This window comes from Streptomyces sp. UC4497 (genome assembly GCF_054871485.1).
In genome coordinates, this window is record NZ_JBTYHB010000042.1 from 67,285 (window position 1) to 78,620 (window position 11,336).

The 11,336-nt window shown below is 72.3% G+C and carries 13 protein-coding genes; 6 read left to right on the forward strand and 7 right to left on the reverse strand.

Annotated elements, in window-relative coordinates; genetic code table 11:
• Window positions 1-16: 16 nt before the first annotated feature.
• On the reverse strand, window positions 17-568 hold the full coding sequence (locus ACYSUO_RS36525) for an MOSC domain-containing protein (protein WP_461780500.1): 552 nt from the start codon (window positions 566-568) through the stop codon (window positions 17-19).
• Between the two features lie 31 nt (window positions 569-599).
• On the opposite strand from ACYSUO_RS36525, the gene ACYSUO_RS36530 reads away from it, so the two are divergent.
• Window positions 600-998, forward strand: coding sequence for an NUDIX hydrolase (locus ACYSUO_RS36530; RefSeq protein ID WP_461780501.1), 399 nt, complete (start codon window positions 600-602; stop codon window positions 996-998).
• 146 nt (window positions 999-1,144) lie between these two features.
• Here the strand turns inward: ACYSUO_RS36530 and ACYSUO_RS36535 are convergent, their stop codons facing one another.
• The 3 genes from ACYSUO_RS36535 to ACYSUO_RS36545 form a co-directional block, all read right to left on the reverse strand.
• Window positions 1,145-1,492 (reverse strand): MazG-like family protein, encoded by a 348-nt coding sequence (locus ACYSUO_RS36535; protein ID WP_461780502.1) that lies wholly within the window; start codon window positions 1,490-1,492, stop codon window positions 1,145-1,147.
• 11 nt (window positions 1,493-1,503) lie between these two features.
• A complete protein-coding gene (locus ACYSUO_RS36540; protein ID WP_461780503.1) occupies window positions 1,504-2,067 on the reverse strand; it encodes a DoxX family protein in 564 nt (187 codons plus the stop codon).
• A 101-nt stretch (window positions 2,068-2,168) separates the two neighbouring features.
• Window positions 2,169-2,939, reverse strand: a complete 771-nt coding sequence (locus ACYSUO_RS36545; RefSeq protein WP_461780504.1) for an SDR family oxidoreductase — start codon at window positions 2,937-2,939, stop codon at window positions 2,169-2,171.
• Window positions 2,940-3,048: 109 nt separating this feature from the next.
• On the opposite strand from ACYSUO_RS36545, the gene ACYSUO_RS36550 reads away from it, so the two are divergent.
• Complete coding sequence (locus ACYSUO_RS36550; RefSeq protein ID WP_461780505.1) at window positions 3,049-4,680, forward strand: alkaline phosphatase D family protein; 1,632 nt, start codon at window positions 3,049-3,051, stop codon at window positions 4,678-4,680.
• A 6-nt stretch (window positions 4,681-4,686) separates the two neighbouring features.
• Here the strand turns inward: ACYSUO_RS36550 and ACYSUO_RS36555 are convergent, their stop codons facing one another.
• Complete coding sequence (locus tag ACYSUO_RS36555) at window positions 4,687-5,682, reverse strand: Gfo/Idh/MocA family protein (RefSeq protein WP_461780514.1); 996 nt, start codon at window positions 5,680-5,682, stop codon at window positions 4,687-4,689.
• Between the two features lie 106 nt (window positions 5,683-5,788).
• Here ACYSUO_RS36555 and ACYSUO_RS36560 point away from each other — a divergent pair, with 106 nt between their 5' ends.
• From ACYSUO_RS36560 to ACYSUO_RS36570, 3 genes are read left to right on the forward strand one after another with little or no spacing between them, the layout of a single operon-like run.
• Window positions 5,789-7,114, forward strand: coding sequence for a multidrug effflux MFS transporter (locus ACYSUO_RS36560; RefSeq protein WP_461780506.1), 1,326 nt, complete (start codon window positions 5,789-5,791; stop codon window positions 7,112-7,114).
• Window positions 7,111-8,235: a serine hydrolase domain-containing protein gene (locus tag ACYSUO_RS36565; protein WP_461780515.1), complete on the forward strand. Its 1,125-nt coding sequence runs from the start codon at window positions 7,111-7,113 to the stop codon at window positions 8,233-8,235. Before ACYSUO_RS36560 ends, ACYSUO_RS36565 begins: the two co-directional genes overlap by 4 nt.
• Window positions 8,236-8,277: 42 nt before the next feature.
• Window positions 8,278-9,261 carry a small ribosomal subunit Rsm22 family protein gene (locus ACYSUO_RS36570; protein WP_461780507.1) on the forward strand — a complete coding sequence of 328 codons (984 nt, stop codon included), beginning with the start codon at window positions 8,278-8,280 and terminating at the stop codon, window positions 9,259-9,261.
• A gap of 66 nt (window positions 9,262-9,327) precedes the next feature.
• Here ACYSUO_RS36570 and ddaH read toward each other — a convergent pair whose 3' ends face one another.
• Both ddaH and ACYSUO_RS36580 read right to left on the reverse strand, forming a co-directional pair.
• A complete protein-coding gene (gene ddaH / locus ACYSUO_RS36575; RefSeq protein WP_461780508.1) occupies window positions 9,328-10,158 on the reverse strand; it encodes a dimethylargininase in 831 nt (276 codons plus the stop codon).
• A gap of 99 nt (window positions 10,159-10,257) precedes the next feature.
• A complete protein-coding gene (locus ACYSUO_RS36580; RefSeq protein WP_426903926.1) occupies window positions 10,258-10,443 on the reverse strand; it encodes a DUF6243 family protein in 186 nt (61 codons plus the stop codon).
• A 143-nt stretch (window positions 10,444-10,586) separates the two neighbouring features.
• Between ACYSUO_RS36580 and ACYSUO_RS36585 the strand changes: the two genes are divergently transcribed.
• Window positions 10,587-11,258: a TetR/AcrR family transcriptional regulator gene (locus tag ACYSUO_RS36585; protein ID WP_461780509.1), complete on the forward strand. Its 672-nt coding sequence runs from the start codon at window positions 10,587-10,589 to the stop codon at window positions 11,256-11,258.
• Window positions 11,259-11,336: the final 78 nt, after the last annotated feature.

Genomic DNA, 11,336 nt, shown 5'->3' on the forward strand with positions numbered 1-11,336 from the left:
GCGGGGTTCAGACCCTTCAGACCCTTTCGAGCGGCCGGAACGGCTCGGCCGGCAGCTCCACCCGGATCGCGTCCCCGGGCCTGACCTCGCCGCCCTCCCGTACGACGCTCATGATCCCGGCCTTCCGGACGATCTCGCCGGTGTCCGGGGCCCGGCCCACGACCCGCTTGAGGAGCCCGTCCTGGAACGCGTCGATCTGCAGACACGGGTTGCGCAGGCCCGTGACCTCGACGACGGCGCCGCCCTCGCCGAAGTGCAGCAGGGTGCCGGTGGGCAGGGCGAGCAGGTCGATGCCGCGCGTGGTGACGTTCTCGCCGAGGTCACCGGGCCGCACCGCGTGCCCGGCCCCTGCGACCTCCTCGAACAACTCCTCGTGCATCAGGTGCACTTGGCGGAGGTTCGGCTGGCTCGGGTCCTTGGCGACGCGCGAGCGGTGCTTGACGGTGACACCCGCGTGCACGTCCCCTTCGACCCCGAGTCCGGCGAGCAGCGTGATGCTCTCGCGGTTCGGCTTGGTGAAGGAGTACGTGCCGTTGCTGCTGACCGCCGTGACGATGCCGTTGTCCACGTTGTCAGCGTAGCCGGGGGAGAATCGCCGCATGCAGCAGGGAACAGTCATGGACGTGGTCGCCGCGGCCGTCGTGGAGGACGGGCGGCTGCTCGTCGTCAGCAAGCAGGCGGCGCCGGACGTCTTCTATCTGCCGGGCGGCAAGCCGGAGCCGGGGGAGAGCCCCGAGGAGACGCTGGCGCGCGAGCTGGACGAGGAGCTCGGGGTCGTGCCGGGCGGCGTCGAGCGGCTCGCCGTGGTGGAGGACGTGGCGGCGCTCGAGGGTGTGCCGATGCGGATGGTGGTTTTCGCGGCCACGTTGTCCGGTACGCCGGTGCCGGCGGCGGAGTTGGCGGAATTGCGGTGGACCGACGCCCACGACGACATCCGGCTCGCGCCGGCGGTCGGGGGTCAGGTGGTGCCGCTCCTGCGGGAGTTGGGGCGGCTGTAGGTGGTTCAGCCCCTGCGGCCCATCAAGCCGCTGCGGCGATTGAGCAGGCGGCTCCCCGGGCCGACCCCCGGGGCTCTGCCCCAGCCCCCGCTGCTCAATCGCCGCAGGGGCTCAATTGGCTCGACCGCCGCAGAGGCTTGATTGGGTCAATCGGAGGGAGCGGAGCGGCCCAGGGAGCGTTCCGCCACCTTCGCCACGTGTGCGCGCAACGTACCCCGCGGGTCCGGCGTGAGGGTGCCGAGGGCGACCAGGGCCGTCACCACCACGTCGCACAGCTCCGACTCCACGTCAGCCCAAGAGTGGCTGACGCCTTTGCGGGGGTTCTGGCCGACCGCGCCGATCACCGCCTGGGAGACCTCGCCGACCTCCTCGGAGAGCTTCAGCATCCGGAGGAGAAGGGCCTCTTGGGGCGGGCGCGCGTTGTTGTCGTCGAGCCAGGCGCGCAGCCGGTCGACCGTCGCCCACAGGTCGTTGTCGTCGTCGTTCGTCGTCACGGGCGACGAGGTTATTCCTCCGGCTTCTCCTCCTGCTGCGCGGCCACCTGCTTGTTGCGGGACGCCACCACGGCCACCGCCGCCGCGCCCGCCCCGACGAGCGCCGCCGGCACCATCCAGTGCCGGTTCAGGGCGTGGCCGAGCGCGTGGTCCAGGGAGTAGCGGCCCGGCCCGGTCACGGCGAGGCCCGCCGCGGCGAAGCCGAGGAACGCCGGGTACTCGTAGCCGCCGCTCGTCGCGAAGAACCCGTTCGGCGCGTGCACCGCGGCCGCACCCGCCATGGTCCCGGCGGCGGCCGCCCCGCCCACCGGCGTCGCGAGCCCGAGCGCGAGCAGCACTCCGCCGCCCGCCTCCCCGAGCCCGGCGGCGACGGCGCTCGCCTTGGGCGGGTGGTACCCCATGGCCTCCATGCCGGCGGCCGTACCGGACACCCCGCCGCCACCGAACCAGCCGAGGAGTTTCTGCGCGCCGTGCACGGCGAGCACCCCGCCGGTGCCGACGCGCAGCGCGAGCAGCCCCAGGTCGATCCGCCCGGAGCGGGATTTACGAGACGTACGAAAACGTGAGCAGGTCATGACTTCACCGTCCGGCACTCGTCCGGCCCGCACGCGGTGCGCAGGCCCGTTCGAGTGACAGTAGTGCAGTGGATCAAGCCCGCAAACGGGGCCGTGGGACGTCAGCCGCGGCCGATGTACGGCATGTTCGTCGCCAGGACCGTCGCGAACTGGACGTTCGCCTCCAGCGGCAGCTCCGCCATGTGCCGCACGGTGCGGCCCACGTCCGCGACGTCCATCACCGGCTCCGCCGCAAGCTCCCCGTTCGCCTGCGGGATGCCGCGCTGCATGACCTCGGTCATGTCGGTCGCCGCGTTGCCGATGTCGATCTGGCCGCAGGCGATCCGGTAGGGGCGGCCGTCCAGGGAGAGCGACTTGGTGAGGCCGGTCATGGCGTGCTTCGTCGTCGTGTACGCGATCGAGCGCGGGCGCGGCGCGTGCGCCGAGATGGAGCCGTTGTTGATGATCCGGCCGCCCTGCGGGTCCTGCTCCTTCATCTGCCGGAACGCCGCCTGCGCGCACAGGAACGCCCCGTTGAGGTTCACGTCGACGACCTGCCGCCACGCGTCGTACTCCAGGTCCTCGATGCCCACGCCGCCGGGGCCGAACGTTCCCGCGTTGTTGAAGAGCAGGTCGAGGCGGCCGAAACGGTCCGCGACGGTGGCGAAGAGGGCCGCCACGGCATCGGCGTCCGACACGTCCGCGCGGACCACGAGGGAGTCGGCGTCCGGGGCCAGGTCCGCGGTCGCCTCCAGCGTCTCGGTGCGGCGGCCCGCGAGGGCCACACGCCAGCCCGCGCGCAGCAGTTCGAGGGCGACGGCCCGGCCGATGCCGGAGCCCGCGCCGGTGACGACGGCGGTGCGCGAAGCGGTGTCCGTTTGCGAAGCGTTCATGAGGCGGCAGCGTACGGGTCGCGCGGCCACACGGAGATCATCGATCCGCCATGTGGCTGTTGTGTACGTGACAGGCCACGGTCGTCCCCGGCCACTGCAATAACGCTTCATGCCTCACATACCGCTGCACGCAGCCGAACTCCGTGTCGCTGCCCAGCACTTGGGCCGCAGAAGATTCCTCACCGTCACCGGCGCCGCCGCCGCGCTCGCCTTCGCGACCAACCTCCCGACCGCGGGCACCGCGGCCGCCGCCGAGCTCGACGCCCGGAAGATCAAGAGCGACCCCTTCACGCTCGGCATCGCCTCCGGCGACCCGCTGCCCGACTCCGTGCTGCTGTGGACGCGGCTCGCCCCGTCCCCGTACGAGACCGGCAGCGGCCTGCCCGCCGCCCGCGTCGACGTGGCGTGGGAGCTGGCCCTCGACGAGAAGTTCCGGCGGGTCATCAGGCGCGGCACCACCACCGCGCACCCCGAGTACAACCACACCGTGCACGTCGAGGTCGACAAGCTCGGCGCCGGGCGCGTGTACTACTACCGCTTCCGCGTGGGGAGTTGGGTGAGCGAAACGGGCCGCACCCGCACCGCGCCCGCCACCGGCGCGAAGACCTCCGCGCTCACCCTCGCCGCCGTGTCCTGCCAGGCGTACCACGACGGGTACTACACCGCGTACAAGCACCTGGCCCAGGACGACGTCGACGTCGTCTTCCATCTCGGCGACTACCTCTACGAGTACGCCGTCACCTCCGTCGGCGGCGCCCGCAACTACACCGACCGCGTGCTGCCCGACGTCTTCAACCGGGAGACTGTGACGCTGGAGGACTACCGGCTGCGGTACGCCCTCTACAAGAGCGACGAGAACCTGCGCGCCGCGCACGCCGCGCACCCCTTCGTCGTCACCTGGGACGACCACGAGACCGAGAACAACTACGCGGGCGACACCGACGAGAACGGCAACCCGCCCGAGGAGTTCCTGCTGCGCCGCGCCTCCGCGTACCGCGCGTACTGGGAGAACCAGCCGCTGCGCCGCCCCCAGGTGCCGTCCGGCCCCGACATGCGGCTCTACCGGCGGCTGCACTGGGGCCGGCTCGCCCAGTTCGACATCCTCGACACCCGCCAGTACCGCACCGACCAGGCGAACGGCGACGGCTGGAAGACCCCGACGCCCGAGTCCGAGGCCGCCTCGCAGACGCTGCCCGGCTTCACCCAGGAGCGCTGGCTGACCGACGGCTGGCGGAACTCGAAGGCGCTGTGGAACGTCGTCCCGCAGCAGGTCACCTTCTCCCGCCGCAACAACGCGGCCGCGGGCAACACCACGCTCTCCATGGACTCCTGGGACGGCTACCCGGCCTCCCGTGAGCGGATCCTCAAGGGCGCCGAGGCCGCCCGCGTCGAGAACCTGATGGTCCTCACCGGCGACGTCCACGTCTCGTACGCCATGGACATCAAGCGGGACGCCGACGACCAGGGCTCGCGCACGGTCGGCACCGAGATCGTGACGACGTCCATCACCAGCGGCAAGGACGGCTCCGCCAAGCCCGCCAACTGGGCCGGGTACCTCGCCCGCAACCCGCACATGAAGCACTACAACGGTCAACGCGGTTACGTGACCGTGGAGTTGGGGCAGCAGGCGGCGCGGGCCGACTTCAAGACGGTGCCCGCGGTGACCACGCCGGGAGCGGCCCTCACCACGGCGGCCTCATTCGTGACGGCCGCCGGGGAGCCGGGCCTCAAGCCCGCGTAGGCACCCTCAGTCCTCGCCGGGATAGCGGACGCCGACCCGTTCCCTGACGGTGTCGAGCGTCCGCATCACGGCGAGCGAACCCTCCAGCGGCACCAGCGGTGACTCCGTGTCGCCCGCCCGGATCCGCCGCATCACCTCGATCGCCTCGTGCCGCATCGAATCGTGCGGCCCGTCCTCCGGTGCCGCCACGAACTCCTCCGGCTCCCGCCCGTCCCGGTGCAGCACGAACCGCTCCGGGGAGAAGAACCCGCCCGGCACGTCGATCCGCCCGGCCGACCCGGTGACCGAAGCGGTCACGCCCGTACCGGCGTTGAGGGCGCAGTGCAGCAGCGCGTGGGCACCGTTGTCCCACGAGAGCAGCATCCCGGTCTGGAGGTCGACGCCCTCCTCGGAGAGCTGCGCGGACGCCGTCACGGCGGCGGGCTCCCCGAGCAGCAGCTGCGCGAACGACACCGGGTACACCCCGAGGTCGAGCAGCGCGCCGCCGCCCTGCGCCGGATCACGCAGCCGGTGCGCGGGCGGGAAGGGGCCGGCGAGCCCGAAGTCGGCCTGCACCGTGCGGACTTCACCGATCGCCCCGTCGTCGACGAGCGCCTTCAGCCGCCGCACCAGCGGATTGCAGTACATCCACATGGCCTCCATCAGGAACACGCCCCGCGAGCGCGCGAGCGTCACCAGCTCCGCCGCCTCCCGCGCGTTCAGCGCGAACGCCTTCTCGCACAGCACCGCGCGCCCCGCCTCCAGGCAGAGCCCGGCCGCCTCCCGGTGCGCGGCGTGCGGCGTCGCGACGTACACGACATCGACGTCCTCGTCCGCGGCGAGCGCGGCCCAGTCGCCGTACGCCCGCTCGATCCCGAAGCGCTCCGCGAACGCCTTCGCGGAGGCCTCCTTGCGCGAGGCGACCGCCACCACCTCGGCATCGGGCAGATCCAGCAGATCGGCCGTGAACGACGCGGCGATCCCGCCCGTCGCGAGGATTCCCCAGCGCACCCGCTCTGTCATCGTGCCCACCCACTCCAGATATTGGTCTCGACCGCACCGCCGAGCTGAGAGCATAGGGAATCGCACAGATGGCCGGGAGAGACGAAGGGAAACGAGGGGCAGCGGGATGAAGGACAGCGGATGTTCCACCGGGAGCACCACGGGGGAGAACGCGACCGGTGAGGTCCGTGACGCCACCCCAACGCCCGTTCCCAAGGTGGTGGTCGGGGCCGGCGCGAGCCTCCTCGTCACGTTCATCCTCGGCGGGCTCACCGCCGTACCGCCGCTCTCCATGGACATGTACCTCCCGGCCCTGCCGGAGGTCACGGACGTCCTGCACACCTCGGCCGCCACCGCGCAGCTCACCCTCACCGCATGCCTGGCCGGCATGGCGCTCGGGCAGCTCGTGGTCGGCCCGATGAGCGACAAGTGGGGCCGGCGCAGGCCGCTGATCGTCAGCCTGCTGATCTACATCGTGGCCACCGCGATCTGCGCCTTCGCGCCGAACGCCGCCCTGCTCATCGCCTTCCGGCTGCTCCAGGGGCTCGCGGGCTCCGCGGGCATCGTGATCGCCCGCGCCGTGGTCCGCGACCTCTACGACGGCGTCGCGATGGCCCGGTTCTTCTCCTCGCTGATGCTGATCTCCGGCATCGCCCCGATCGTCGCGCCGCTGATCGGCGGCCAGGTGCTGCGGTTCACCGACTGGCGCGGCGTCTTCGTCGTGCTCACCGGCATCGGCATCGCGCTCACCGCCGTCGTGTGGAAGTTCCTGCCGGAGACCCTCGCGCCGGAGCGGCGGCACAGCGGCGGCACCATGGAGGCGCTGCGCACGATGCGCGGACTGCTCGCCGACCGCGTCTTCCTCGGCTACACGCTCGTCGGCGGCTTCGCGTTCGCGGCGCTCTTCGCCTATGTGTCGGCCTCCCCGTTCGTGATCCAGGAGATCTACGGGGCGTCCCCGCAGACGTTCAGCCTCCTCTTCGGGCTCAACTCGATCGGCCTGATCGCCGTCGGCCAGCTCAACGGCAAGGTGCTCGTCGGCCGGGTCAACCTCGACAAGGTGCTCGGCATCGGCCTCACCCTGGTCGTCCTCGCCGCCGCCTTCCTCCTGATGGCCGCGAGCGGCGTCTTCGGAACGCCCGAGGAACTCGGCCTCGCCCCCATCGCCGCCGGCCTCTTCGTCCTCATGGCCTGCATGGCCCTGACCACGCCCAACACCAACGCCCTCGCCCTCATGCGCACCCCGCACGCGGCGGGCTCCGCGTCCGCGCTGCTCGGCACGTCCTCGTTCCTGATCGGCGCGATCGCCTCGCCGCTCGTCGGCATCGCGGGCGAGCACACGGCGGTCCCGATGGCGCTCGTCCAGCTCGTCAGCGGGATCGTCGCGGCGCTCGCCTTCGTGACCCTGTGCCGCCCCTGGCAGCGGCGCGGCGCGGCGGGTGAGCAGCGCTGAACGCGCCGAGACTGCGCCACGGGACGCCCGAGCGGGCGGGGCTCGACGGGGAGCAGCTCGCCGGGCTCCTCTCCGACGTGCGCCGGCTGCCCGAGGGGGCGCGGCCCTGGTGCGCCGGGGTCGTCGTGCTCGCCGGGCGCGGCCCGGTGATCGCGGCGGAGGCGGCGCACGGCTGGGCGGCGCGCTACGCGTCGTACGACGAGGCGTCGGACACCGGCATCGAGCTGCCGCCCGGGGCCCGCGTCCCGATGACGGTGGACACCCCCTTCGACCTGGCCTCACTCACCAAGCTCTTCACCTCGATCGCCGCCGTGCAGCAGATCGAGCGCGGCAGACTCGGCATCGACGCGAAGGTCGGCGCGTACGTCCCCGAGTTCAAGGCCGCGGCCCGGGGCGCCGTCACAGTCCGCCAGCTCCTCACCCACACCTCGGGCCTGCGCCCCGAACTCCCGCTGTACGACGCCCCGGACGCCGCCGCACGGCTGGCGCTGCTGCGCGCGGAGGCGCCCTCGTCACCACCGGGCGACTACCTCTACTCCGACCTGAACATGCTGCTCCTCCAGCACGTCCTCGAACGCGTCACGGACCGACCCCTCGACGTCCTGATCCGCGAGGGCATCACCCGCCCCCTCGGCATGACCGCCACGTCGTACGGGCCGTGCCCGGGCGCCGCCGCCACCGAGGACCAGCGCCGCCCCTGGGCGAAGGCGGAGCGGGGCATGGTGCGCGGCGAGGTGCACGACGAGAACGCCTGGGCGCTCGGCGGCGTGGCCGGTCACGCGGGCCTCTTCTCCACGGCGTACGACCTGGCCGTCCTCTGCCGCGCCCTCCTCACCGGCGGCTCCTACGGCACGGCCCGCATCCTCGGCCCCGACTTCGTCGACCTGATGCTGACCCCGCCCGGCCTCGGCTTCCGCCTCGACCAGTCGTGGTTCATGGGCGAACTGGCGGGCCGCGGCGCGGCGGGCCACACCGGTTTCACGGGCACGTCCCTGGTGATCGACCCGGCGACCGACACCTTCCTGGTCCTCCTCGCCAACACCGTGCACCCCCGCCGCCGCGGCCCCGCCAACGGCCCGCGGGTGGCGGCGGCGAACCGGGTGGCGCGGGCCGTGGTCTGACGCGGAACCGTGACCACCGCCACCGCTCCGTAGAATCGCGGGGTGAACGCCCCGCTCCAGTCGACCTCCGACACCCTTCGGTCCACCCTCGCCGCGCTCCTCGACGGCCTCCCGCCCACGCAGGCGGCGAAGGCCGTCGAGCGGCTCATCGCGAACTACCGGGGGACCACCCCGACCGACGCCCCGATCCTGCGCGAGCGGGCGGACGTCGTGGCGTACGCGGCGTACCGGATGCCGGCCACGTTCGAGGCGGTGCGCTCCGCGCTCGACGCGCTGGACGCCGCGGCCGACTGGCGGCCCGACCGCCACCTGGACATCGGGGGCGGCACGGGCGCGGCGGTGTGGGCGGCGCAGGACGTGTGGCCGGGGGAGCGGACCACGACGGTCGTCGACTGGTCCCAGCCCGCACTCGACCTCGGCCGCGAACTGACCGCCACCCAAGGTGAGTTGGCGGAATCGGTGCGCTGGGAACGGGGACGGATCGGCGCGCACGACACCCCCGAGGCCGACCTCGTCACCGTCTCGTACGTGCTCAAGGAGCTGACCGAGGCCGACCGCACGGTCGTCGTCGACGCCGCCGCGCGGGCCGCCACCGGCGCCGTGGTCATCATCGAGCCCGGCACCCCGGACGGCTACGCCCGCGTCATCGAGGCCCGCGACCGGCTCGTCGCCGCCGGATTCCACGTGGCCGCGCCCTGCCCGCACAGCGCGGCCTGCCCCATCGTGCCCGGCACGGACTGGTGCCACTTCTCGGCCCGGGTCGCCCGCTCCTCCCTCCACCGCCAGGTCAAGGGCGGCTCCCTCGCGTACGAGGACGAGAAGTTCGCCTACGTCGCCGCGACCCGCTTCGCCCCGACCCCTACCTCGGCCCGCGTCATCCGCAAGCCCCAGATCCGCAAGGGCCAGGTCCTCCTCGACCTGTGCGAGGCGGAGGGGACGCTGACCCGTACGACGGTGACCAAGAAGCACGGCACCGCTTACCGCGAGGCTCGGAACGTGGAGTGGGGCGACGGGTGGGCCAATTAAGCCCCGCTCTGGGACGAGACTCGCGGGGTCCGGGGCAGAGCCCCGCGACCCCAGCCACGCTTCAGGTCAACGAAGCTCAAGCGTGCAGCACTTCACACTCCCACCCCCCTTCAACAACTCGCCGAGATCAACCCCCACCGGCACAAACCCCCGCTCCCGCAGCGGCCGCAACAACCCCACCGCCCCCTGCGGCAGCAGCACATTCCGGCCGTCCGACACCGCGTTGAGGCCGAAGGCCACCGCATCCTCCTCGGAGGCGATCAGCGCGTCGGGGAACATCCGCCGCAGCACCGCCCGACTCCCGGGCGAGAACGCCGCCGGGTAGTACATGACCTCGTCGGCGGCGTCGTCGAGCACGGCCAGCGCCGTATCCAGGTGATAGAAGCGCGGATCCACGAGGTCGAGCCCGATCACCGGCCGGCCGAACACCTCCTGCGCCTCCCCGTGCGACAGCGGTGAGGCCCGGAAGCCGCGCCCCGCGAGCACGTACGAGGCGGTGACGGCGAAGTCGCCCTCGCCCTCGTTGACGTGGACGGGCTCGTGGACCTCGGCGTAGCCGTGCGCCCGGAACCACTGCAGGTGCGCCGCGGCTTCCGCCTCCCGTTCCCGGTGCGCGAACCGGGCGCCGAGCACCCGGCCGTCCACCACGGTCGCGCCGTTCGCCGCGAACACCATGTCCGGGAGGCCGGGGCGCGGGTCGAGCAGATCCACCGTGTGGCCGAGCCCGCGGTAGCGGTCCCGCAGGACCTCCCACTGGGCGACCGCGAGCGGGACGTCGACGGGTTTCGCCGGGTCCATCCACGGGTTGATCGAGTACGTGACCTTGAAGTGTGCCGGTGGGCACATGAGATAGCGCCGGGGTGTGGCGCGACGTTCGACAAGGCGCGGATTACGCAATGAGGGCTCCTCCGACCGCAGGGCTGGGTGAAGCCCATGGTGCGGCCGGGGGAGCCCTCGGGGCTGTGAACCGAACGGGTGGTTCACGGCCGGCTCTGCTCACGACGCGTCGTGCGTGCCGCGCTTCTCCTGCAACTTGCGCAGGAGCTCACGCTTCTGCGCCACGGGGTCGGGGCCCCCGCCGCCGACGCGGCCACCTCGGCCGCCGCCGCGCATCGCCTTGCGGGACATGTTGCTGCGGGCGCCACCGACGCCCAGCATGCCGCCTGCTCCACCTCGGGTCATGGTCGTATCTCCTTGAGTCATCGTGATGCGACGATACGTATCGTCTCGCCGTGCGGACGACCTCCACTTTGAGCGAGACGGCGCGTCTTGTCAAGAGGTCACAAGACGGACCGTCTCGGCTCGCGCGCTGCTACATTCGAACCATGTCAGACACGAAGAGCCAGTCGGCGAACCAGTCGGCGAAGAAGGCCGTCCCCGACGCCACCCGCCGCAGCGAACGTTCCCGCCGCGCGATCTACGACGCCGCCCTCACCCTCGTAGGAGAGATCGGCTACCCGCGCACCACCATCGAGGGCATCGCCGCCCGCGCCGGTGTCGGCAAGCAGACGATCTACCGGTGGTGGGGCTCGAAGGCCGAGGTCCTCATGGAGGCCTTCATCGACCTCGGCGAGCGCAACCAGGAGGCCGCCGCCGAGAAGCACCCGGACTACCCGCTCGACTTCGACTCCCTGCCCGACACCGGCGACATCGAGGCCGACCTCAAGCTGGTGCTGCGCGCCACCGTCGACGAGCTCAAGGACCCCCGCTTCGAGGCCCCGGCCCGCGCACTCGCCGCCGAGGGGCTCGCCAACCGCGACTTCGCCGAGGATTTCGTCGCCAAGCTCCTCATGCCCGGACTCGACCTGTACGCGGCCAGGCTGCGCGCCGCGCAGGAGGCCGGCCAGATCCGCGCCGGGGTCGACCCGATCGTCGCCCGCGACCTGTTCTCCGGGCCGCTCGCCCAGCGCTGGCTGCAGAACACCGGACCGCTCGACCACGCGTACGCGGACACGATCGTCGAGTACGCCCTCTACGGCATCGGCCCCCGCAGCTAGGGCCTGTCGTTTGGATCAGGCCGGGCTCGCGGGGTCTGGCACGCACGCTCGCGGCGTTGTCGTCGGTCGCCGACGCTC

Coding starts and splice junctions, on each gene's coding strand:
- ACYSUO_RS36585 (WP_461780509.1), top strand. CDS start 10,587: ATGTCAGACACGAAGAGCCAGTCGGCGAACCAGTCGGCGAAGAAGGCC.
- ACYSUO_RS36560 (WP_461780506.1), top strand. CDS start 5,789: ATGAAGGACAGCGGATGTTCCACCGGGAGCACCACGGGGGAGAACGCG.
- ACYSUO_RS36550 (WP_461780505.1), top strand. CDS start 3,049: ATGCCTCACATACCGCTGCACGCAGCCGAACTCCGTGTCGCTGCCCAG.
- ACYSUO_RS36545 (WP_461780504.1), bottom strand. CDS start 2,939: ATGAACGCTTCGCAAACGGACACCGCTTCGCGCACCGCCGTCGTCACC.
- ACYSUO_RS36530 (WP_461780501.1), top strand. CDS start 600: ATGCAGCAGGGAACAGTCATGGACGTGGTCGCCGCGGCCGTCGTGGAG.
- ACYSUO_RS36555 (WP_461780514.1), bottom strand. CDS start 5,682: ATGACAGAGCGGGTGCGCTGGGGAATCCTCGCGACGGGCGGGATCGCC.
- ACYSUO_RS36540 (WP_461780503.1), bottom strand. CDS start 2,067: ATGACCTGCTCACGTTTTCGTACGTCTCGTAAATCCCGCTCCGGGCGG.
- ACYSUO_RS36580 (WP_426903926.1), bottom strand. CDS start 10,443: ATGACCCGAGGTGGAGCAGGCGGCATGCTGGGCGTCGGTGGCGCCCGC.